This is a genomic window from Symplocastrum torsivum (assembly GCF_059505465.1).
Genome location: NZ_JCACKQ010000113.1, coordinates 180,805 through 203,030, shown reverse-complemented (window position 1 = coordinate 203,030; position 22,226 = coordinate 180,805). Strand labels below are relative to the sequence as shown.

17 protein-coding genes are annotated in these 22,226 nt (G+C 45.5%); 15 read left to right on the top strand and 2 right to left on the bottom strand.

Annotation, left to right across the window (positions count from 1 at the left end):
* The first annotated feature begins 245 nt into the window (after positions 1 to 245).
* The 4 genes from AC5JL3_RS27270 (at position 246) to AC5JL3_RS27255 (ending at position 8,602) form a co-directional block, all read left to right on the top strand.
* Complete coding sequence (locus tag AC5JL3_RS27270; RefSeq protein ID WP_496077442.1) at positions 246 to 5,087, top strand: PAS domain S-box protein; 4,842 nt, start codon at positions 246 to 248, stop codon at positions 5,085 to 5,087.
* Positions 5,059 to 5,445, top strand: a complete 387-nt coding sequence (locus tag AC5JL3_RS27265) for a response regulator (RefSeq protein ID WP_496077441.1) — start codon at positions 5,059 to 5,061, stop codon at positions 5,443 to 5,445. Before AC5JL3_RS27270 ends, AC5JL3_RS27265 begins: the two co-directional genes overlap by 29 nt.
* 172 nt (positions 5,446 to 5,617) lie before the next feature.
* Positions 5,618 to 5,758 (top strand): hypothetical protein, encoded by a 141-nt coding sequence (locus AC5JL3_RS27260; protein WP_192222701.1) that lies wholly within the window; start codon positions 5,618 to 5,620, stop codon positions 5,756 to 5,758.
* A gap of 873 nt (positions 5,759 to 6,631) precedes the next feature.
* Positions 6,632 to 8,602, top strand: coding sequence for a glycoside hydrolase family 9 protein (locus AC5JL3_RS27255; protein ID WP_496077440.1), 1,971 nt, complete (start codon positions 6,632 to 6,634; stop codon positions 8,600 to 8,602).
* 5 nt (positions 8,603 to 8,607) lie between these two features.
* On the opposite strand, the gene AC5JL3_RS27250 is transcribed toward AC5JL3_RS27255, so the two are convergent.
* Positions 8,608 to 9,153 carry an NUDIX hydrolase gene (locus AC5JL3_RS27250; protein ID WP_496077439.1) on the bottom strand — a complete coding sequence of 182 codons (546 nt, stop codon included), beginning with the start codon at positions 9,151 to 9,153 and terminating at the stop codon, positions 8,608 to 8,610.
* A gap of 86 nt (positions 9,154 to 9,239) precedes the next feature.
* On the opposite strand from AC5JL3_RS27250, the gene AC5JL3_RS27245 reads away from it, so the two are divergent.
* The 7 genes from AC5JL3_RS27245 to AC5JL3_RS27215 all read left to right on the top strand — a co-directional run bounded on the left by AC5JL3_RS27245 (position 9,240) and on the right by AC5JL3_RS27215 (position 15,524).
* Positions 9,240 to 10,397, top strand: a complete 1,158-nt coding sequence (locus AC5JL3_RS27245) for a DUF58 domain-containing protein (protein WP_496077438.1) — start codon at positions 9,240 to 9,242, stop codon at positions 10,395 to 10,397.
* Positions 10,398 to 10,632: 235 nt separating this feature from the next.
* Positions 10,633 to 10,998 carry a ferredoxin thioredoxin reductase catalytic beta subunit gene (locus tag AC5JL3_RS27240; protein WP_192222697.1) on the top strand — a complete coding sequence of 122 codons (366 nt, stop codon included), beginning with the start codon at positions 10,633 to 10,635 and terminating at the stop codon, positions 10,996 to 10,998.
* Entirely contained in the window at positions 10,998 to 11,426 is a 429-nt protein-coding gene (locus AC5JL3_RS27235) for a DUF309 domain-containing protein (RefSeq protein WP_496077494.1), read from the top strand. Before AC5JL3_RS27240 ends, AC5JL3_RS27235 begins: the two co-directional genes overlap by 1 nt.
* A 277-nt stretch (positions 11,427 to 11,703) precedes the next feature.
* A complete protein-coding gene (locus tag AC5JL3_RS27230) occupies positions 11,704 to 12,231 on the top strand; it encodes an LptA/OstA family protein (protein WP_496077437.1) in 528 nt (175 codons plus the stop codon).
* Between the two features lie 158 nt (positions 12,232 to 12,389).
* A complete protein-coding gene (gene lptB / locus AC5JL3_RS27225) occupies positions 12,390 to 13,118 on the top strand; it encodes an LPS export ABC transporter ATP-binding protein (protein WP_192222694.1) in 729 nt (242 codons plus the stop codon).
* Between the two features lie 57 nt (positions 13,119 to 13,175).
* Entirely contained in the window at positions 13,176 to 14,342 is a 1,167-nt protein-coding gene (locus AC5JL3_RS27220) for an LptF/LptG family permease (RefSeq protein WP_496077436.1), read from the top strand.
* A gap of 105 nt (positions 14,343 to 14,447) precedes the next feature.
* Positions 14,448 to 15,524, top strand: a complete 1,077-nt coding sequence (locus AC5JL3_RS27215; protein WP_496077435.1) for a hypothetical protein — start codon at positions 14,448 to 14,450, stop codon at positions 15,522 to 15,524.
* Between the two features lie 142 nt (positions 15,525 to 15,666).
* Here the strand turns inward: AC5JL3_RS27215 and AC5JL3_RS27210 are convergent, their stop codons facing one another.
* Positions 15,667 to 17,094, bottom strand: coding sequence for an NADP-dependent isocitrate dehydrogenase (locus AC5JL3_RS27210; RefSeq protein ID WP_496077434.1), 1,428 nt, complete (start codon positions 17,092 to 17,094; stop codon positions 15,667 to 15,669).
* A gap of 1,059 nt (positions 17,095 to 18,153) precedes the next feature.
* Here AC5JL3_RS27210 and AC5JL3_RS27205 point away from each other — a divergent pair.
* The 4 genes from AC5JL3_RS27205 (at position 18,154) to AC5JL3_RS27190 (ending at position 22,118) form a co-directional block, all read left to right on the top strand.
* On the top strand, positions 18,154 to 18,870 hold the full coding sequence (locus tag AC5JL3_RS27205) for a response regulator transcription factor (RefSeq protein ID WP_496077433.1): 717 nt from the start codon (positions 18,154 to 18,156) through the stop codon (positions 18,868 to 18,870).
* Between the two features lie 55 nt (positions 18,871 to 18,925).
* Complete coding sequence (locus AC5JL3_RS27200; protein ID WP_496077493.1) at positions 18,926 to 19,423, top strand: adenylyltransferase/cytidyltransferase family protein; 498 nt, start codon at positions 18,926 to 18,928, stop codon at positions 19,421 to 19,423.
* A 101-nt stretch (positions 19,424 to 19,524) separates the two neighbouring features.
* Complete coding sequence (locus AC5JL3_RS27195; RefSeq protein ID WP_496077432.1) at positions 19,525 to 20,256, top strand: GUN4 N-terminal ARM-like repeat domain-containing protein; 732 nt, start codon at positions 19,525 to 19,527, stop codon at positions 20,254 to 20,256.
* A 320-nt stretch (positions 20,257 to 20,576) separates the two neighbouring features.
* Complete coding sequence (locus AC5JL3_RS27190) at positions 20,577 to 22,118, top strand: GAF domain-containing sensor histidine kinase (protein WP_496077431.1); 1,542 nt, start codon at positions 20,577 to 20,579, stop codon at positions 22,116 to 22,118.
* Positions 22,119 to 22,226: the final 108 nt, after the last annotated feature.

Below are 22,226 nucleotides of genomic sequence, written 5' to 3'. Positions count from 1 at the left end.
TCACGAACGGAGGCAACCCACCAAGCCGCCAAGAGTAGGTGGCTTCATTTAAAGCTGACGACTGAAAAATATGAAGATTTGGTGAAATTATCACTCGTGCCAGTTTGACAGAGAGAACTAGAGGAAAGAGGGGTTTTTGAGCGATCGCACTTAGTTAACATCAAATCTTGACCCTTCATAACTCAACGAAATTCAGTACATAGAGACACAATAGTAACTATGTCTAAAGAGCTAATTCAAACGGCATGAAAAGCTCCGTTGAAAAAAATATTATTACAACTCTATTGGGGTTAGCCTTGCTAATGGTCTGGAGTACGGCTACACAAACTAACAGTACAAGTTTGCTCGTGTTCTTCGGCTCCTGCTTCGGTGTGTTGATTTTTTTGTTGGTGTACGATTTCTTGAGTCACCAATTAAGGAAGTATCCGCTAGTAGAAGCCAATTTTCAAGACCTCTACAACAATGCGCCCTGTGGGTATCACTCCATAGCTCCAGACGGCACCTTTATCGCCATCAATGATACAGAACTGCGTTGGTTGGGTTACAGCCGCGATGAAGTAATCGGGAAGCTTAAGATTACTGATTTGCTCCCTGACGAGTATGCGACCTTGTTCCGGGAAAATCCCCACAGCTCAGAACAAGGCTGTATCAAGGATTTGGAAATGCAGCTAATGCGGAAAGACGGTACAACCTTCCCTGTCCTCTTCACCTCAACAGGAATTCGAGATGCAGCCGGAAATTTTGTCGCAACTCGCACCACTATTCTTGATCTAACCGAGCGTAAGCAAGCTGAAGGAAAGTTACAGGAGAGCGAACAGAAGTTCCGTCAGTTAGCAGAAAACATCAATGAAGTCTTTTGGCTGAGCAACATAGCAACCCAGGAAATTCTTTATGTCAGTCCTGCGTATGAGCAAATCTGGGCACGCAGTTGTGAAAGCTTATACACTAAGCCTCAATTATTCCTTGAATCGATTCACCCAGACGACAGGCAACAGCTAATTTCATGCCTTGAGCAAAGATTTGCTGGAGAGGTAGAGTATCGCGTTGTCCGACCTGACGGGTCAGTGCGCTGGGTTCGCGATCGCGGATTTCCCATTCGGAACGAGTCTGGAGAGGTTTACCGAGTAGCTGGGATTGCCCAAGATATTACTCAACGTAAAGAGGCAGAGGCAATCCTGCGACAGGTCAACGAAGAACTAGAAAGCCGAGTCGCCCAGCGTACAGCCGAACTACAAGAAGCTAACGACCGCCTCCAACGTGAACTATTTGAGCGCGAACGAGTGGAACGTGCCCTACGGCAAAGTGAAGAACGTTGGCAGCTAGCGATACAGGGTAGCAATGATGGCATTTGGGATTTGGACATTAAAAACAATCACTGCTTTCACTCGGCACGGTGGGCCCAAATACTGGGTTATGAAGAACATGAGGTTTCAAACCCTCAAGATGGCTGGCAGATGCGAGTTCATCCCGATGACATTGAACAGGTGATGCAAGCTCGCCAAGCTCATTTGGAACGCAAAACGCCGCATTACATCGCAGAATACCGGATGCGGTGTAAAGACGGGAGCTACAAATGGATATTGTCACGAGCGCAGGCGGTGTGGGATGAAGCCGGAAACCCAGTACGAATGGTCGGCTCCCATAGGGATATTAGTGATGCCGTGGCGGCGGCTACGCAACGCAAGCTTGCTGAAGAAGCACGACAGGAGAGTGAAGAACGCTGGCAGTTGGCGTTGCGCGGTAGCAATGATGGGATTTGGGACTGGAATGTAAAAACGAATGAGGTCTTTTTCTCCAGCCGCTGGAAGCAGATGCGCGGCTTTGAAGAACATGAAATCGGGAACAATGTAGATGAGTGGTCGAAGCGAATTCACCCTGATGATCTCGATAGAGTTATGCAAGCGGTGCAAGACCACTTTGCCAAGAAAACGCCATTTTGTATCACTGAGTATCGGGTTCTGTGTAAAGACAATACCTATATGTGGGTTTGCGATCGCGGACAAGCACTCTGGGATGAGGAAGGTAATGTGGTGCGAATGACAGGTTCAGAAACTGACATCACCGAGCGTAAGCAGACAGAAGAGACTCTACGCCAGCAGGCATGTATCTTTGAAAACCTATACGATGCCGTCATCTTAACCAACCTTGAAGGTTGTATTATTGACTGGAACCCAGCAGCAGAAAGGGTATTCGGCTATACCAAAGCTGAGGTATTAGGTAAAACGCCTGCAATCTTACATCGGTTGAAAGAGTCTCCCGTTCTGGCTGGAGAAATTCTTGCAGAATTGCTAAATTCTGGTCGATGGGTCGGCGAGATTAACTTTGTCCATAAGGATGGTACTCAGGGCGTATGCGAAACTGTTGTTGTGCCTTTGTACAACGAACAAGGTGAGGCGATCGCTACCATCGGAGTCAATACGGACATAACCGAACGTAAACAAGCCGAGGAAACCCTACGGCAACAAGCCTGTATCTTTGAAAACCTCCATGATGGCATCATCCTAACGGACTTAGACGGTCGCATCATTGACTGGAACCCGCGAGCGGAAAAGATGTTCGGTTATGCCAAAGCAGAAGTATTAGGCAAAACTCCCAACATTTCGCAAAAACCAGAAGACTCCGATGAGTTGACACACAAGATTATTGATGAAACGCTAAACGCTGGTCGCTGGACTGGGGAGGTTAACTTCATCTGTAAGGAGGAAACAGAAAGCATCTGCGAAACCGGCAAGGGTGGCACTAAGAGCGTCTGTGAAACAGTGGTTGTGCCGTTACACAACGAACAGGGTACTGCGATCGCAACAATTTGGGTGAACCGTGACATTAGCGATCGTAAGCTTGCTGAAGCCGCACTACGCCGAGCTTATGATGAGCTAGAAATCCGGGTTCAGAAACGAACTTTGGACTTAGCTAAAGCCAATGAAGAGTTACAGATTGAAAATGCTGAACGGCGGCGGGTAGAGGCAGAGCTAAAGATTCGCGCTCAACAGCAAGCAGCGGTTGCTGAACTAGGTCAACAAGCCTTGGCAGGTAACCAAGTTTCCCACCTGATGGATCAGGCTGTTGCACTCATTACTCAAATCCTTGAAGTAGAGTACTGCAAGGTTTTAGAACTCCTTCCCGATGGAAATTCTTTACTCCTACAAGCAGGTGTGGGTTGGAAAGAAGGATTGGTAGGACAAGCAACATTGAGTGTTGGGTTGGATTCCCAAGCAGGCTACACCTTTCTTTCGAGCGAACCCATTATCGTTGAAGATCTACGCGCAGAACAACGATTTAGTAGTCCTTGTCTGCTCCATCAGCATGGAGTTGTCAGTGGTCTAAGTGTCATTATCCCAGGACAGAATCGTCCTTATGGAGTTTTGGGAGCGCATACCTCTCGGAAACGGCAATTTACTAAAGATGATGTACACTTTCTGCAAGCAACGGCAAATGTCTTGGCGACAGCCATTAATCGCAAGCAAGCAGAAGCAGAACTACGTCGTGCCCACAATGATTTGGAAGTCCGAGTTCAGGAACGAACATTAGATCTAGCCAAAGCGAATTTAGAATTACAGCAAAAAATTATTGAGCGTAAGCAGGTAGAAGAAGAACGAGCGAAGCTGGTAGCGATTCTTGAAGCTACCCCTGACATTGTTGGGACAGCAAGCATTGATGGGCGAACTCTCTACCTCAATAGTGCTGCCCGGAAGATATTTGGTTTTGGAGAGAATGAGAATTCAACTCATTTCACCCTCTCTCAGGCACACCCTGAGTGGGCGTATGAAATTATCCTCAATGAAGCAATTCCTAGTGCCATACGTGATGGGATGTGGGTTGGTGAAACAGCATTTCTGAGCCATGATGGACGAGAAATTCCAGTAAACCAGCTTCTCCTTGCTCATAAATCATCAGACGGCAGTATCAATATGCTTTCCACGGTTGCTCGCGACATGAGGTACCAACAGCAAATCGCGGCAACACTGGTTGAATCAGAGCGACGTTGGCGTAGCCTTTTAGAGAATGTACGTTTAGTCGTTGTAGGGCTGAATAACGATGGGGCAGTTGATTATGTCAATCCCTATTTCCTGGAATTGGTTGGATACACGGTAGCTGAAGTGGTTGGTCAAAACTGGTTTGAGACATTCCTCCCAGAACACCAGAAGCAGCGGGTGCAAAACAACTTTATAGACTTACTACAACAGGAATTCTACACCCATAATCAGAATGTCATCCTGACTAAGGATGGTGAAGAACGAGTGATTGCCTGGAATAATACTCTACTAAAAGATTTGCAGGGCAATGTTATTGGCACGCTGAGTATTGGGGAAGATATCACAGAGCGCCAGGTGATCGAACGGATGAAAGACGAATTCATCTCAGTTGTAAGCCACGAACTCCGTACTCCCTTGACTTCGATCCATGGCGCACTAAACCTGCTATCAAGTGGTTTAGTCAATACCCAGTCTGACAAGGGGCGGCGCGTTATTGAAATTGCGGCAGAAAGTGCTGAACGGTTGGTGCGACTTGTCAATGATATCCTTGAATTGGAGCGCTTGGAGTCAGGGAAGATTAGTCTGATCAAGCAAACCTGCAATACGGCTGAGCTGATCAATCAGGCGATCGAGATGATGCAGGTGATGGCAAATCGAGCTGGGATTAAACTTTGTGCCTCTCTTGCCTCTATCGACTTATATGCTGACCCCGATCGCATTATTCAGGTGCTGACGAATCTAGTGGGTAATGCCATCAAATTCTCCCCTAGAGATTCTACCGTTTGGTTAACTGTTGAACGAGGAATTGGGAATGGAGAAGAGGGCGATCTTCCTCATCCTCCGATATTATTTCAAGTGAGAGATCAGGGACGCGGCATTCCAGCGGAAAAAGTTGAAAGTATCTTCGAGCGCTTTCACCAAGTTGATGCTTCTGATTCCCGAAAAAAAGGGGGTACAGGTTTAGGTTTAGCGATTTGCCGCAGCATTGTGCAGCAGCACGGTGGACGCATCTGGGTTGAGAGTGTTCTGGGTGAAGGTAGTAGTTTTTACTTCACCCTGCCTATGGCAATCAAGGATAACAGCTATGACAACCAAGCGAATCTTGGTAATTGATGATGAAGACGGTATCCGCGAAATCATTCAAATCTGTCTAGAAACAGCAGCCGGATGGGACGTTTTCACAGCCGCTTCGGGTAGCGAGGGGCTAGCAACCGCGCAAGCCGAGCTACCTGACGCGATTCTCCTGGATGTGATGATGCCTGATATGGACGGGCCGACGACGTTTCGGCAGTTACAAGCTAATGCAGCAACGAAACACATTCCAACGATTCTGCTGACAGCCAAAGCAAAAATTAGTGAACAACGGCAGTTTATTGACCTAGGTGTAACGGGTGTGATTACAAAGCCCTTCAAGGCGATGGATTTAGTTGACCAGATCTGCAAGATTCTTCACTGGAGCAATTCACAGTGACCAACAACCAACAATCAACAACCAATAAGCTGACTTCCTTGTCTTTTTGAGATATTTTGAGGGATGGGAAGACCTTGCAACCCATGCGCCTTATCGTTAGCTCTCCTAGAGACGCTAGCTGTAAAATTGGCAGGAAAATACATTTGTCTTTAGAGACTAGAGGAAAGCAAAAATGAACATACCCTTTATTTTGGTATCCCTTGGTGTCCTCTATCTGGTTGTCCAGCCTGACTTCCTTACTCCAGAACTCGTTTTCGCGATAATTGCTTTCGCAATTATTTTTCTGCTAGTGACACCTGAGTTTATGAAATAGCCCGATTTTGAAGAAGAGGATGTTGCACTAAACAGTAACATCCAGCTCTATAAATAGGCTTACTAACTTTAACTTCCAACTCCTAGTTTTTTGCTTATGGAGTTGTGATTATCTATTGGAGTTAGGATTAGGATAAAACTTGAGAACGCTCACTCAGTAAGTGCTGGTTGCTGAGATTTGAGTCGAGAAGTAATTATTTTTATGATACTTTTTCACGGAGCCAGCAATCTAGGGATTAACTATCTTTAATAAACTTGAGTGTTGAGCCGTAGCTAATTGGGGAAAGGTGACTTGCTTAGATGCTCATAAATGCCGCTACTAATAAATTCTTCTAAGTTAGGTTTCGTTCCTCAACCCAACTCTAAGGTTTGTCGGTTGGGTAACGCTTACGCTCTACTAACCGACATGAGTACTACGTGCTTGCGCTGACATGCTCCCCAGATGAAGCGATGATTGCTGCTGCGTGTCGCTCAGCTTTTACTCTTCCGTAAATCTCAAAGGCATCCGGACAGCCACAGCGTTGGTTCGTAGATTATTAATGTGTCTGTGTCACCGTTAGAGCAACTAGTTGTGTCTAACAAAGAGAATGTATCTATAAAGGGCTTGTATGGTGTGCTTAAACGTTAAAGCGCTCTCGAACCCTACAGCTAGAGAAAAAAAGAATTGATGAACAGATAAGCTTTTTAGTTACATCAAGTGAATTTAATGAGAATAATAAAAATATCTCATTCAGGATTAAACAAGCTTACAACCTGAATCCGAACAGAGATTGGAAAGCAATTAAACTTAGATTGGTAGTTCGTCTTAATAATTTTAGTTGGATACTTTACGCTCTTCGCCTTTAGATAATTTTTGCAATAATTTTAATGAAAAATGTTAACGAAGCGAACTATAGTTACAGCAACCACTCTTTTTATTATTACAGTAATAGCCTTAACATTTAATTGCATTGTAGCTTCTATCTACACTTACTTCAATCTTCCTGTCAAAGAATACATTGCTGAAACAACGTATAATTACGGGGAAGCATTACAAAAATCTATTTACTTCTACGAAGCTCAACGGTCGGGAAAATTACCGAAAAACAATCGAGTTGAATGGCGGGGCGACTCTGGTTTAAAAGACGGTTCCGATCAACGAATTGACTTAACTGGCGGGTGGTATGATGCCGGAGATCATATGAAGTTTAGCTTTCCCATGGCAAGTTCTACTACTCTACTGGCTTGGGGAGTCATCGAATACGAAGAGGCATACCAGAAGAGCGGCCAATATAACTATATGTTGGATAATCTCCGCTGGGTAAATGACTACTTTATCAAAACACACTCTTCTCCAGATGTAGTTTGGGGTCAGGTGGGAAAAGGAAGTTTAGATCATGCTTGGTGGGGACCCGCTGAAGTGATGCAAATGGAGCGTCCCTCCTACAAAATAGATGCCTCTTGTCCTGGTTCAGATTTAGCCGGAGAGATGGCGGCTGCTATGGCAGCGTCTTCTATAGTGTTTAAAAAGACAGATACAACCTACTCAAATACACTACTCAGGCACGCTAAAGAACTCTATGACTTTGCTGAAACTTATAGAGGCAAATATTCGGATTGTATTACTGATGCTAATGATTTTTATAAGTCTCAAAGTGGATATGATGATGAACTAGTTTGGGGAGCCGCATGGCTTTATCAAGCAACCGAAGGAAAAGAATATCTTGATAAAGCTGAGCAATACTACACAAATTTAAGTGATAGCCCAAACTCAATTAATTCTTACAATTGGACTCATACTTGGGATGATAAATCTTATGGAAGTTATGTGCTTTTAGCCAAGATAACTGGGAAAGAAAAATATACAAAAGATGCTGAACGTTGGTTAGATTATTGGGCTGATCGATGCCAGTGGAAAAGAATTTACGAGACTAAGGGAGGTTTAGCTTGGCTAGACGAATGGGGTTCTCTTCGGTATGCATCGAAGACAGCGTTTTTAGCCTTTATCTACGGAGATTGGGTTAAAACTCCTTATAAAAGAGTAAAATACCATTCGTTTGCTGAGAAACAAATTAACTATATGCTTGGATCAAATCCTAAGCAAAGAAGCTATGTAGTTGGTTTTGAGAATAATCCTCCGACTCAGCCTCATCACAGAACAGCCCATGGTTCTTGGGCGAATAGTAAAAGTATCCCAGAACAGTCACGGCATATTCTTTACGGGGCACTAGTTGGTGGACCCGATAAGAATGACAATTATAAAGACGATCGCGCTAATTTTGTCATGGCTGAAGTCGCTACAGATTATAATGCTGGCTTCACAGGAGCTGTAGCTAAAATGTATGCCAAATATGGCGGACAACCTTTAGCAAAATTTCCAGAACCCGAAAAGAAAGACGATGAATTTTTTGTAGAGGCAAAAGTCAACGTTAGTAAAGATAAATTTACTGAAATTCGAGCGATTGTCCACAATCAGTCTGCTTGGCCGGCAAGACTGGTTCAAAATCTATCCTTCAGATATTTTATTGATATTAGTGAACTATTGAAAGAAGGTCGCAAGCCTTCGGATATAAAAGTTAGTTTGAATGATAAGCAAACTGCTACTGTTTCAGCTTTAAAGCCTTGGAAGCAATCTAAAACTATTTATTATGTTCAAGTTGATTTGGATGGCTCCAAGATTTATCCAGGAGGAGAACAGCATTACAAAAAAGAAGTTCAATTTAGCTTCAACAGCCCTGGTGCCTGGAATCCTGATAATGATTGGTCTTATCAAGACCTAAAAGACAAGGTTGATTTAGTTAAAAATGAAAAACTTCCAGTTTATGATACTGGAAAATTAATTTTTGGCACTGAGCCAAACAATTAAGTAAGTTACGGTTCCTTTGAAACTTTCTCTAAACCTTCCAAAAATTGGGTAATTAGGATAGGACGAAGCTCGTTTATTGTCTCTAAGTCTACCCAGCTACAGCGTTTATGTTCCTGATTTAATGTAATGGCTGGTGGTTCATCGATTAGCAAGCAGAAAATCTCGAAGTGAATTTTTAGCTGAGACTGAATCAAGGCATGAGTTCCACAATACTTCAACATCATGGAGTCGCTGATTGTCCAACCGATTTCCTCCTGAAACTCCTGAATCAGGTGATCGCGGCAAATTTGACTAGAGTTCTGGATGATTTCAAGGTCATCTATGTAACCGGAAACCGTTCCCCAGCAAGCGCCAAAATTTACCAAAGGCGATCGCTCCAAAATTAAAACCCGACTTTGATCTAAAACGTAGCAAGTTACACCAATTTTAATGCCCAGGTTACGGTAGTTGAGGCGTTTCCCATCAGCCGTGACTTTGAGATTTGCAGGTTCAGATGCCGCCTGAATAAGATAGTTTTTGATCTCAGCTTCATTGTCAAAGAGTTTTGGCATGGAGAGGTGTGCAGTATTGATTTCGATAACTTGTTAGGCTGGAGTTTAACTAAGGCAAATAGGGCAGCAGGGGTAAGTCTAAGGCAATGGGAATCATTCATCGCACTACTGACTGGCTAGAAACTCATTGGGTAACACCTGCCTATGCAGGTTGGCTTTTGGGAGGCGTTGCCTTGTGTTTTTTTGGGGCAGCAACCAATACAATGGCAGGCTGGCTGTATGTAATCAGTGGGATTATTTTTGCTTTATTGGGGTTGGCGGCTGTTCTACCAGCGCGATCGCTTAAATCCATTCAAGTACGCCGACACCCGATTCCACCTGTCAGTGTAGGTGACGACTTAACAATTGAATTAGAGATAGAAAATCCAACCCCCAAGCCCAAAACCCTGTTGCAAGTTCAGGATATTCTCCAAGCCGAACTAGGAAAGCCAGTGGAGAAACCCGTAGAAGCCATTGCCCCTCAAAGCGTTTATCGCTGGACTTACTATCATCCGACTCGAAAACGGGGTATCTATCGCTGGCACGAGGTACAGCTAAGAACAGCAACACCTCTAGGTTTATTTTGGTGTCGTCGTGCTTGGGATGCGCCAGTTGTGGCAGTGATTTATCCTACTGTGTTACCCCTTACAAACTGTCCTTTAGTCGATAACATTGGGAAAGATGATAGTGCCCAATTTTATAGCGATCGCCGTTCTCATTCCGCAACAGAAGACCTCACAAGAGCATTGCGACCTTACCGAGTGGGTGACCCAACTCGTCTGATTCACTGGCGCACCAGTGCGCGTTATGGTGAATTGCAAGTGCGTGAGCTAGAAATCTTTACTGGCTCTCAAGAAGTTATTATCTGTCTCGATAGTGCTGCGCTGTGGCGTGGTGAAGACTTTGAGCAAGCCGTTATTGCCGCTGCCTCCATGTACTTCTACGCTTGCAAAAGTCAGCTACAGGTCAAACTATGGACAGCACAAACAGGCTTGTTACACGGTAATCAGGTTGTCTTAGAAGCGCTTGCTGCAACTAATGCAGGAGAAGAGGCGACTGCTGGTAATCCCCCCAACAGCCCCTTAATTTGGTTGACACAAAATCCTGTTAGTCTCAACTCCCTACCTCCTGGCAGCCGTTGGGTTTTGTGGAATTCAGTTTCATCTGAAGGTAACTCCGAAAGACCGATAAAACCTTCTCAACCCGGTCTTGTCATCGACACCGCACAACCTTTACAACGCCAATTACAGCAACCCTTGAATTAGCCATTAACCTTAGCGTCGGCAGTGCCTCAATATATAGCAAAAGGCAAAAGGCAGAAGGCAGAAGGCAGAAGGGAAAAGGGAAAAGATTGAATGAAAATTCTTCTCCCCCTGCTATTTTCAGGTTAGACACATTTCCTTAACTATTCCTATGGCGTAGATGCCCTGACTACTGCTGAGTAAAAGCCTTGCGATACAATGCAAAGACGTTGACTGCTAATCTGCCGAACCTTATTACATGAGTACATCAAAAACCTCTAACCTCTCCAGTGATAAAAACCTGGAGGCGATGAAAAATTTTTCAGAAACCTATGCCAAGCGTACAGGCACCTACTTCTGTGTTGACCCTTCCGTAACGGCTGTGGTTATTGAAGGACTTGCCAAACACAAGGACGAACTCGGTGCGCCCTTATGCCCTTGTCGCCACTACGAGGACAAAGAAGCCGAAGTGAAAGCTGCCTATTGGAATTGTCCTTGTATCCCCATGCGTGAGCGCAAAGAGTGCCACTGTATGTTGTTCCTGACACCGGAAAACGAGTTTTCGGGTGACAAGCAGGATATTGCGATGGAAGAAATTCAATCGGTGCGAGACAGCATGGCATGATGCCCGTCGTACCACCAGAAGAATTTTGGCAGGGTGTCGAACAATTCAATCAGCAGGAGTTTTACGCCTGTCACGACACCCTAGAAGCCTTGTGGATGGAAGCCTTTGAGCCGGATAAGCAGTTTTACCAGGGGATTTTACAAATTGCTGTTGCTTGCTACCATCTAGGTAATCTCAACTGGCGAGGGGCTGTAATTTTGTTGGGTGAGGGAATCGGTCGCCTCGGAGACTATCAGCCAGTTTATGAGGGGGTTGATGTGACTGAGCTAATGACGCAAAGTATTGAGCTGTTGAAGGCATTGCAAGAAACTGGAGCAGAGCAAGTCGCTGATTTTGTTAAACAACTGGCAGTAGCTGAAACTAATGATGCTACATCGGTAAGTGGTAATGCTGTTGGTCGTTTGCCAAAAATTTCGCGAGTTGACTAGACAAGCAACTAGGCAATAGGTAATGGGTATAACCTTGAGTAATCAGCCTCACTCATTAACTCTCTTACCCTAGTTCTTTTGGAGTGGCTAGAAACTTATAGTAACGATTGAGCGTCTATAAGGCTTACAGATCGCTCTAAGCTGAACAACTTTATCTAAATTCTGGTATTTTGTCCTTAGGTTAAGGATGACTAAAGACTGATGAATCATGAAGCGTTCTGAGTTAAAAGTTGTTAATTCATAACGCATAATTCCTAACTCCCAACTCTTTAGACCAATGAAGTCCTCCTCTCTACTCACTTCCAAATTGAAGCAACGTCTGAGTTTAGCGTTATTACTGCCAGCGACTTTAGTAGGCGCGATCGCATTTCCGTCTCACCTCCAAGATGCCCAAGCCCAAACAGGTGACGGACGTGCCCTCACCGTTCGCTCGGATGTTCAGGAAGCCAACTCTCAAACTGGCGTTGTCACTGCACGGGGCAACGTACAAATGGACTATCCCGCTCGACAAATCCAAGCAACGGCAGCTCAAGCGCAATACTTTAGCCGTGAACGCCGCATCATCCTTAGTGGCAATGTCTACGTTTTGCAGCAAGGCAATAGCTTGCGCGGCGAAACCATCACCTACTTAATTGATGAAGGGCGGTTCGTAGCACTGCCTAGAGCGCAGCAGCAAGTAGAATCCATTTATCTCGTTGCTGACCCAGAAGCTCCCGCACAACCTGTAGCACCACCTGTGACTCCCCCCTTCAATCCCAAGCCTGCTTTCAAGACTCCTGTCAGTGAACCTGCACCGGGGCAATAACCCAAGTTTGTTGTTTGTTAACGGTTGACTATTGACCGTTAACTTTGTTAGTTATCAGAACGTGGGTAAACGGGTAGGCAGAAGCTCTCGGAGCATTCAAGCGCGAGAGGCACAACCGCTTATCCGCTTAACTAACAGAGCCTAAAGAGGTAGCGTTCTTGAGAATCGTATTAGAGAATATCCATAAATCCTATGGCAAGCGGACAATTGTCAATCGTGTCAATGTTTCCGTCGCTCAAGGGGAAGTGGTGGGGCTACTCGGACCAAATGGTGCTGGGAAAACGACAACGTTTTACATCGCAACAGGACTAGAAAAACCCAACTTGGGTACAGTCTGGTTGGATGATCTAGATATCACAACGTTGCCAATGAACAAGCGAGCGCATCTGGGCATTGGCTATCTCGCTCAGGAAGCTAGTATCTTTCGGCACCTGAGTGTACGGGATAATATTCAACTCGTGTTAGAGCAAACGGGGGTACCGCGTCAGGAGTGGCGGATGCGGCTGCATAACTTACTGCAAGAATTTCGCTTGGAAAAAGTCGCGAATACTCAAGGAAATCAAGTGTCTGGGGGAGAACGGCGACGAACTGAACTGGCAAGAGCCTTAGCCTCTGGAGTAGAAGGGCCAAAATTTTTGTTCTTGGATGAGCCATTTGCTGGGGTTGACCCAATTGCTGTAGCAGAAATACAAAAAATCATAGCCGGATTACGCGATCGCCAAATGGGGATTTTGATTACCGACCACAACGTTCGAGAAACCCTAGCAATTACTGATCGAGCCTACATCATGCGAGATGGGCAAATCCTCGCCTCTGGCAGTGCTGAAGAACTTTACAACAATCCTTTAGTACGGCAGTATTACCTGGGTGATGAGTTTCAGCGATGAAGATTTGACACTCCAAACTCGTCAACTCACAACCTTAAAAAGCCCGACGCTTAAGCAATGACATTCGGTAAATCTCAGCCCTTTATTTCCTTGTTTCCTGGCTTATCAGTCATGGATCGGTACCTTACCGCCCAACTAATTCAGCCCTTGCTGTTTGGTATTGGGGCATTCTCTTCTGTTGGTGTTGCCATAGGTACCCTCTTTGATTTAGTGAGGAAAGTTACCGAGTCAGAAATCCCTCTGGCGATTGCAGTACAAGTGATGCTGCTGAAGATGCCGGAGTTTATCTCCTATGCCTTCCCGATGTCAATGCTCTTAGCCGCACTGATGACCTACTCTCGATTGAGCAGTGATAGTGAGTTAGTTGCTCTACGCAGTTGTGGAATCAGTGTTTATCGGCTTGCCGTACCTGCCATAGTTTTGAGCTTAGTCGTCACCGGGATGACGTTCTTGTTCAACGAATTAGTGGTTCCTGCTGCTAACTATCAAGCCTCTACTACCTTAGACAAAGCCCTCGATGAGGAAAAGCCAGACTTCAAGGAAAACAATATTTTCTATCCCGAATATGGAGAAGTCACTCAGCCCGATGGTGAAAAAATTCGCGCACTGAGGCGTTTATTCTATGCCGACCAGTTTGATGGCAAGGAAATGAAAGGTTTAACCGTACTTGAGTGGTCTCAGCAAGGGCTTAACAAAATCGTCACCTCTAAATCAGCCGTTTGGAATCCGACTCAAAATGCTTGGGATTTTTTCAACGGCACGATCTATCTCATCTCTCCCAACGCTTCCTACCGCAACATTCAACCCTTTGAAAATCAACAGCTCAAACTTCCCAAAGCGCCTCTTGACTTGGCAACTCAAAGCCGTGGATTGGATGAGATGAACATTGCCCAGATTTTGGATTATCGAGAGATTGTCAAGCTAGGTGCCGATGAGAAAAGGCTCCTCAAGGTCAACGTGCGCCTTCAACAAAAATTCGCTTTTCCCTTTGTCTGCCTGGTTTTTGGGATAGTTGGGGCGTCGCTAGGAACTCGTCCTCAACGCGCTGGTAGAGCCACAAGTTTTGGTATTAGTGTGATAGTAATTTTTGCGTACTACTTATTAGGGTTTATGTCTGGAGCATTTGGTCAGCTCAATATCCTCTCTCCCTTTATGGCAGCTTGGTTACCAAATTTCTTTGGTTTAGGAGCCGGGGGATTTTTGTTATTCAAAGCCGCTCAATAGACAAAGCAATAAGTGTCAGCAGTCAAAATAAGAATCCCACATCTTTAGGCGTGCGCGTGTCAAAGACTCTACAATTTGTGTAGAGTTCAGCTGAAGGCTTGTGCGATGTCATTTCCTAATCACCATCCTGCTTACCTCCGCTATCTCAAAGCTCGACTAAAGCCATTCAAACGACCAGCATTTTGGGCATCAGCTTCAGGGCTTTTGTTAGTGCTGCTCTTTACGTGGGAGTACTGGAAAAACCCAGAGTCGTTCAGTATCCTTGGCGGGGCTTCAGTGACTGGTTCAAATACTCCAGACGTTAAACCAACACTCCCTGCTGAAGAACTCGCCGCCATTACAACTGACATCGATAATTCTTCAGTGTTTTTGGAAGAATTTAATCGGACAAAGGCTTTATCGTTAACGACCGCATCCAACCAGAAGCCTCAAAGCTCAAATACAGGGGGATTGTTTACTCAAACCCTGCCTCAGACAGAAGTAACTGACTCCAATCCTGCCTCAAACAGCCAAACCTTGTCACTCAAGCCGCAGCAGACAGCAAACACGACTAATCCCTTTGCTAAATCTGCTCAAGGACTTTTAAATCCTAGTTCAGTTTCTGAGAGTGTCCTGTTTACGAATCGGAACCCAACTAATCAACCGTCTTCCTCGACAGGCACAACGGCTGATTCTCCCTTGGGGTTTAACACTAGCCCAGGTACAGTCTCGGTAAGCCCGCTACAAAGTGCCCTTGACCGAGTTGCTGCTACTAATGCTCTTCGTGCGACTAACGAGACTCAGACACCCACTAATATCCAGAGACAGGCCTCACCAACTACAACCTATCAAGGACAAACGACTTATCCAGCAACAACTGTACCTGGAACAACTGGCTACTCTGTTGCCCCTACAACGCCCCCAAACTCCTTTACCTATCTGGTGCCCCCCCAACCAACTACCAATGTGCCAGGGGCAATACCAACGACACCCGTAGTACCGACAACGGCGGGTAGCTATGGGCAATACTCTACCCAACCACCAATTCAAGTTAACGGAATGACTAACCCTGGATTTAACTCAACGCTGACTAGTCCAGGCTCACAACCAAGTCAACTGAGTCAACCGACCTTCACCACTCCTAATCCAGTTCCAGGGCAATATATTGGCGGAGGTCAGATTAACACCTTCTCCAATCCTTAGACCTTTGCGACGAAAGTTGCCCACCAGTTCTAAAAGCAGGGGAAGTAACCTCTGTAGGGGCGCACAGCTGTGCGCCCTTACCCTACTCAGCTCTTTCCCTTGAACTCTCAAGAGCGAAATGCAACTTGAACGCACGTTAGCTTTAGCTATGGAAGTGCTTGATGATTGCCTCGGCAAACTCCGAACACTTTAACGAGGGTTCAACGGGAGGCTCCATTAAGCGGGCTAAGTCGTAGGTTACTTCTCGATTAGCGATCGCACCACCCAATCCATTCTTAATCAAATCAGCCGCTTCCTGCCAGCCCATAAACTCCAGCATCATTACCCCTGACAGAATCACAGAACCAGGGTTTATCCGATCTAACCCTGCGTGTTTTGGGGCAGTACCATGTGTTGCCTCAAAAATCGCACAAGTGTCACCAATATTCGCCCCTGGCCCCATCCCCAAGCCGCCCACAATCGCGGCGGCGGCATCAGAGATATAGTCTCCGTTCAGGTTCATTGTGGCGAGAATTGAGTACTCATCCGGTCGAGTCTGGATTTGCTGAAAAATACTGTCAGCAATCCGGTCATTTACCATCACCTTTTCTTTCCACTGACCACTGCCATGAGTGTCCCAGATGGCATTGAGGACAGATTCCACCTCACCAGCAATATCAGCACGTTTCTCTGGTGTCAGGGCATCGTAGCCCGGTTCAATCTGACGGGCATTCTCTTCTAGCGTGATATCGGGATTGCGCTCTTTGTTGCTAAGAATCCAGGACTCCCGTTCCGTAACACACTCCGCCCGAAACTCGTTGACAGCAAGCTCATACCCCCAGTCACGAAAAGCTCCTTCGGTATACTTCATAATGTTGCCCTTATGCACCAAAGTCACCTGTTGCTTGCCTTTCGGTAGCCGTAAAGCGTGCAGCATGGCACGGCGTACCAAACGTTGGGAGCCAGTTTTACTTATTGGTTTAATACCAATTCCAGAGTCAAGAGGAATCTGCTTTTTCCCGTGTTCTGGCGTGGCAGGTATCAAGTCTTCATTTAGCAGAGCGATCAGCTTATCACCAATTTCGCTACCTTGACGCCATTCAATGCCCAGGTAAATGTCTTCTGTATTCTCCCGATAGATAATCACATCGAGCTTCTCAGGGGTTTTGTGGGGAGAAGGTGTTCCTGGGTAATACTTACAGGGACGGACACAAGCATAGAGATCATTAATTTGCCGTAGGGCGACATTCAATGAACGAATACCACCCCCAATTGGGGTTGTTAATGGCCCCTTGATCGCAATGCCATAGTCTTGAATCGCTTGTAACGTATCTTGAGGCAAATATTGATAAGTGCCATATTTCTCACAAGCTTCGTCACCAGCATAGATTTTAAACCAGCTAATGCTGCGCTTGTCACCATAGGCTGCTTGGACAGCAGCATCAATTACCTTCTGGGTAGCAGGCCAAATATCAACACCTGTGCCATCTCCACGGATAAAGGGAATAATCGGATTGTCGGGAACGATGGGTTCACCATCTTTGAAGGTAATGCGAGAGCCTGTATCGGGTGGTGTGATTTTCTCGTACATAGAGCAGTTTGGTTAAGTCAAGGTTAGCGTCAGCAGTAATTATTCAGGAAAGTTAGCAGATATTCTACAGAAGGAGGAGCTGAATTAAGCTTTTTTGCAGATAAGTCATCACGATGACGCTGTACATCATCACGAACATTAAATAATGGCGTAGAAGCCTTGTCATCTTTGGTAATGCGAGGAACACTTAGCTATCCGTCAGTGAAACGTTTGGCTTTTGAGGCTAGATATCAAAGAACTGTTACAGAATGTTTGAATAAATTGAGTTTGTTTAAGGATTTGTAACAGAATTTGTTGTTCTGTGTCGTTAGTTATAAGCTAGCCGTGAAAAACAAAGGTTGCTTAATGATAAGGCTCCCTGACCAAGAAGAATACAGGAGTGGCTGTGTTCAGAAGTTCAGAAGTTCAGAAGAATTCTGAATTTAGAACGAACTGAAGATAGGAGCGACCTCATATGGAGCAGGGGTCACAAGCCCCCACTGAACTCCTGAACTCCTCCGTTCTGAACTCCATTCAAACAGAGTATCCGTCTTTAATCAGATGCTGCTCTGACTTAGATATGCCTCAGTTTTGAAGGCTTTGGTGCAGCTAAGGATTTTGTCAAAACGTCAACGACAAGGGAATATACAAAGCCTTGCTAAACAGGTACAGCTTTTAGGCACGGCTTGCAATCAGCCATTATGCTGAAGTAGGGCATCTAAAGTAGACGTTAGTGGCAGCGCTAGCTCTCGCCGGACTCAGTTCAGCGTTAGTCAGCGTGATCGCACTCTTCAAGAGCAGGGTGCTTGATTTAGCTAAGGCGACCTTTCCTTATTGAATCGCCCAGCCCTCGTCAGGTATTGGTGCAGCAGACGCTTCACGAGCGTTAGTTCTTTCCCGACTAAGTCAGGCACTAGTTGAGACTACTTACCGCTATCTCTTGGAGGAGCGGCTACGCTAAGTAAAGTTATGGTGCTTAGCTCATTGCTTCTCTCTAAAACCCTAATCCCAAACGCACAAGATAAATTGCTTCTCCCTAGTTAAATTGGGATTTGGCAGGAAAGGTGGCTCCGGAAGAATATGAAAAAGATTTTAGTGGTTGACGACGATAGAACAATGCGAACTGTCTTGACACGCTACCTCGAAAATCGAGGGTACCAAGTTGAACAGGTTAGTTCTGGAGTTGAAGCCTTAGTCGCTTTTGCCAAAAATCCACCTGACTTGGTGGTTTCTGATGTCATGATGCCAGAGATGGATGGTCTAGAATTTTGCCGCCGACTACGAGCTACTCCCTCTGGTCAACTGATGCCATTTATCTTTTTATCGGGTAAAGGAGAATTAGAAGACCGAATTCATGGTCATTCAATTGGAGCGGATGATTATTTAATCAAACCTGTTGACCCTAGAGAACTAGTTGCCAAAATTGAAGCCCAGTTGGAGCGATCGCGTCGAATTCATTCGGAGATTGTCCGGTTGATGCAGATGACTGTTGGAACCTCCCCTCCCCAGCTAGAGAATGAATCCTCAGCTCCAATCCCAGAAGAGGGAGCCTTAATCACGAGTGCCGAGACAACACCAACCCCTATCCGCTTACCGTTGACACCCGCAGAAGAGCGAGTTTTTTGGGAAGTGATTCAAGGGTTAACGAATAAGCAAATAAGCGATCGCTTATTTATCAGCCCTCGCACCGTTCAAACTCATCTCAGTAGCATTCTTAATAAACTAGGAGTAGAGAATCGCGCTCAACTCATTCGCTTTGCTTATCAAGAGGGGTATCAATATCCCACCCAAAGGTAAGACAGTGAATGTATAGAGAAAAAGTGACTCCTCCAGACTGATGACAAATGACCCAATGATTCCCTGCCTCTATAGCTTAAGTGAATTACAATATGCGATCGCAGCATCCCCTGACCAGTGGCGACCCCTAGTATTTACGAACGGCTGCTTTGACCTGCTGCACGCGGGTCATGTCCGCTACTTACGAGTTGCCAAATCCTTGGGGCGATCGCTCGTCGTGGGGTTAAATAGTGATCAGTCAGTAAAAACGATTAAGCCCAACAAACCAGGATTTCCTCCCCGACCCCTCGTTCCCGAAGCACAACGGGCAGAAGTTCTCGCAACTCTCAAACCCGTAGATGGTATCGTGATTTTCTCTGAAACCACAGCCACTCGTTTAATCCAGGCACTTCAGCCAGACATTTATGTAAAAGGGGGAGACTATAGCCAGTCAACGCTACCAGAAGCACCTGTTGTTCAAGCCTATGGGGGACGGATCGAATTAGTGAAAGTGGAAATTCCAACCTCAACCACCGCACTTATTGACCGTATCCTCCATACTTCAACTGAGTAAGCAAAAGGAAATGGGAAGAGGGAAAAGAGGTTATTAGTTCTCCGTTGTTGCTTATTCCTATCTAACAACCAACAACTAACAACTAACCAACAAGTCGCTGCATGACAGACCAAACGACTGCCTCAGTATCAGAAGCTTCTACTAAGATTGCCGAGCTAACGCGCCAGCTCCAGTCTAGTTCTGAAAAAAAACAACTTCAGGTCATTCCAGAACTGGTCAGCACGGGTGCTGCTGGCTTAGAAGTCTTGATGGAATTTTTAAAGGAGCAGTCAAACCCTGCTAACCTTACGGCTGGTGTTGTCTACCAAGCCCTCTATGACGCTGACACCCCAAGCACAAGAGAGTTTCTACAAAACCATTTCCCGACTGGCGTTGTGCCTTTGCGTTCCGAAGACGGCATTGATTACACAACCCTGCAACAACTGCTCGTTAAGCAAGACTTTCTTGCCGCTGACCGACTTACCTTAGAAAAACTCTGTGAGCTAGCAGGTTCAACCGCCCTTCAAAGAAAGTGGCTGTACTTTTCGGAAGTAGACAACTTTCCAATTGCTGACTTGCAAACCATTAATACTCTTTGGTTAATTCACTCTCAAGGTAAATTTGGCTTTTCTGTTCAGCGGGAGCTTTGGCTTTCTTTGAGCAAAAACTGGGAAAAGCTATGGCCTAAGATCGGCTGGAAGACTGGAAATAATTGGACTCGATACCCCAATGAGTTTACTTGGGATCTCAGTGCGCCCAGAGGTCATCTACCTCTTTCCAATCAGCTACGAGGCGTGCGGGTGATTGCATCTCTACTCTCTCACCCCGCTTGGACGACCAAAAGTGAAAATTGACAAAGAAAGACAGGAGGCAGATGGCAGAGGGCTTTTCGGCTTGCTTTTATGCCCAATTGCCATCTGCCTTCTGGCACCCGAAAGGGAGCAAGGGTATCAAGCCCCCTCCAAATCTTTGAATTGGAGGCTCCCAATTGGGTAGGGTCTGAATCCCCTTCCAATTGGTTCCATAAAAGCCGTCTGCCTTCTTCAACCAAGCGATAACTCTTGCATCAATAATGTTTGTTCTGAACATTACTAGGGAACGCTATATATAGTGATTCACACTTCAGGCTTTCTGAGGTTGTGATGCAAGCAGTGATATGGGGGTAAGGGTTATTATGGCAAACCCAGAAAACAGAATCTTTTGTCGGCTTGATGGGTTGACACCAGGCGCACGAGAACAAAAACGACTCACGACTCTTAAGGAACTCGATTTGCTCGCCGTTGAGACAGTCGCTTTGTTTGATGAAGCAACTCAGATAGCCGCTCGCTTTTTAGATGCACCAATCTGCATCTTGGGCTTTATGACGCTAGATCAGGTACAGATTAAATCAGCAGTTGGTTTATCAACAGTTGGATTAATGAATCCACTGGCACAGTTGCGCCAGTTGCCGCGCCAAGAGGGCTTTTGTACTTATGTGGTTGAGACTCATCAGGTTTTAGCGATTCACGATACAAGGACTAACCCTGTATTTAGCAGTAGTTTGCTCGTTCAGCACTATGGTATTTCTGCTTACCTTGGTGCGCCACTATTTGCCGCTGATGGTCAATGCTTGGGTACATTGGCTGTGATGGATTGGGAGCCTCGCGACTTTACCACCAGGGATAAAGAATTTTTGGCGATTACAGCTCGTTGGTGTATGAGTGAATATGAGCGGAACCATGTTTTGAAAGAGCATCCTACTAGCTCTCTTCAACGGCTATCTAAACCGTCGCTCACAGAACCTGACAACCAAGAGCAGAAGCCTAATTTTATAGCTGATAGCTGGGGAGTGAATAGTCTTTGTGATCACTTCTCCTCAATGGTTTCGCTTAAGGTCAAGCTACTAACTCAGCTAACACAGGAGCTGCGTACCCCATTAACCTCTGTTATGGGGATGGCAAGTGTACTCAATCGCCAAGTCTATGGACCTTTAACTAGTAAACAAAAAGAATACTTGGAAATTATCCATCACAGTGGTCAGCATTTGGTCTCGCTGGTTGATGAAATTGTTGCCCTTAATGTTTTGGATGAAATCAGTGAGCAACTCGATCTCACCTCTGTAGATATCGATATGCTCTGTCAGCAAGCCATTCATAGCTTGTTCAAGATAGCGAACCAACGGCAGCAACAAATACGGTTGTCGGTAGAGCCTGGAAGTCGTATCTGGTTGCTGGACAAAAACAAGGTGCGGCAAATACTCTATCATCTGGTCTTTAGCGTGATTCACTCAGCACAGACAGGAAGCGAGATTCGTATCCATGTCTCGCGTAGAAACGACAAACTGAATATTGCCGTTTGGGTGTTTCATCCCTGGCTAGGAGACAGTTTACCAAGAATCTACGAGGGTATCGCTTCACTATCAACAACAGACAGCGCTACTGGGTCTGATATTTTAGAAACTTCACTAACGATGGACAAGCTCAAAAGCAGTGAATTTACAGCGAGTGATTACCAGCTACCTGATAATCCGCTATACTCCAGCCCTGCGGCGTGGGCAACCTTAGCTCTGACGCAGGAACAAAACCAGAAGCCCTGGAATCATGATTCCCGTGAAGCTCTAGGGCTTTTACTGAGCTGCAAGCTAGCGGAACTCCACAAGGGACAAATTTCTATAGAAGGCTCTTTAGAGTCAGGATATCGCTATGTTGTGAGTTTGCCTCAGTTGGAACTACCTTAGGAAAGGTTATAGCCTAGAGTGCGAAATTTGGATGAAAAATTAAAGGCTGAAGAATCCTTTTTTTAATTTTCAATGCTGTATTTTTATCTATACCGATTCTCAGTAGAT

Bases quoted from the DNA above. Each gene is read 5' to 3' on its own strand.
- AC5JL3_RS27270 (WP_496077442.1), top strand. From the start codon at position 246: ATGAAAAGCTCCGTTGAAAAAAATATTATTACAACTCTATTGGGGTTA.
- AC5JL3_RS27265 (WP_496077441.1), top strand. From the start codon at position 5,059: ATGACAACCAAGCGAATCTTGGTAATTGATGATGAAGACGGTATCCGC.
- AC5JL3_RS27260 (WP_192222701.1), top strand. From the start codon at position 5,618: ATGAACATACCCTTTATTTTGGTATCCCTTGGTGTCCTCTATCTGGTT.
- AC5JL3_RS27255 (WP_496077440.1), top strand. From the start codon at position 6,632: ATGTTAACGAAGCGAACTATAGTTACAGCAACCACTCTTTTTATTATT.
- AC5JL3_RS27250 (WP_496077439.1), bottom strand. From the start codon at position 9,153: ATGCCAAAACTCTTTGACAATGAAGCTGAGATCAAAAACTATCTTATT.
- AC5JL3_RS27245 (WP_496077438.1), top strand. From the start codon at position 9,240: ATGGGAATCATTCATCGCACTACTGACTGGCTAGAAACTCATTGGGTA.
- AC5JL3_RS27240 (WP_192222697.1), top strand. From the start codon at position 10,633: ATGAGTACATCAAAAACCTCTAACCTCTCCAGTGATAAAAACCTGGAG.
- AC5JL3_RS27235 (WP_496077494.1), top strand. From the start codon at position 10,998: ATGCCCGTCGTACCACCAGAAGAATTTTGGCAGGGTGTCGAACAATTC.
- AC5JL3_RS27230 (WP_496077437.1), top strand. From the start codon at position 11,704: ATGAAGTCCTCCTCTCTACTCACTTCCAAATTGAAGCAACGTCTGAGT.
- AC5JL3_RS27220 (WP_496077436.1), top strand. From the start codon at position 13,176: ATGACATTCGGTAAATCTCAGCCCTTTATTTCCTTGTTTCCTGGCTTA.
- AC5JL3_RS27215 (WP_496077435.1), top strand. From the start codon at position 14,448: ATGTCATTTCCTAATCACCATCCTGCTTACCTCCGCTATCTCAAAGCT.
- AC5JL3_RS27210 (WP_496077434.1), bottom strand. From the start codon at position 17,094: ATGTACGAGAAAATCACACCACCCGATACAGGCTCTCGCATTACCTTC.
- AC5JL3_RS27205 (WP_496077433.1), top strand. From the start codon at position 18,154: ATGAAAAAGATTTTAGTGGTTGACGACGATAGAACAATGCGAACTGTC.
- AC5JL3_RS27200 (WP_496077493.1), top strand. From the start codon at position 18,926: ATGATTCCCTGCCTCTATAGCTTAAGTGAATTACAATATGCGATCGCA.
- AC5JL3_RS27195 (WP_496077432.1), top strand. From the start codon at position 19,525: ATGACAGACCAAACGACTGCCTCAGTATCAGAAGCTTCTACTAAGATT.
- AC5JL3_RS27190 (WP_496077431.1), top strand. From the start codon at position 20,577: ATGGCAAACCCAGAAAACAGAATCTTTTGTCGGCTTGATGGGTTGACA.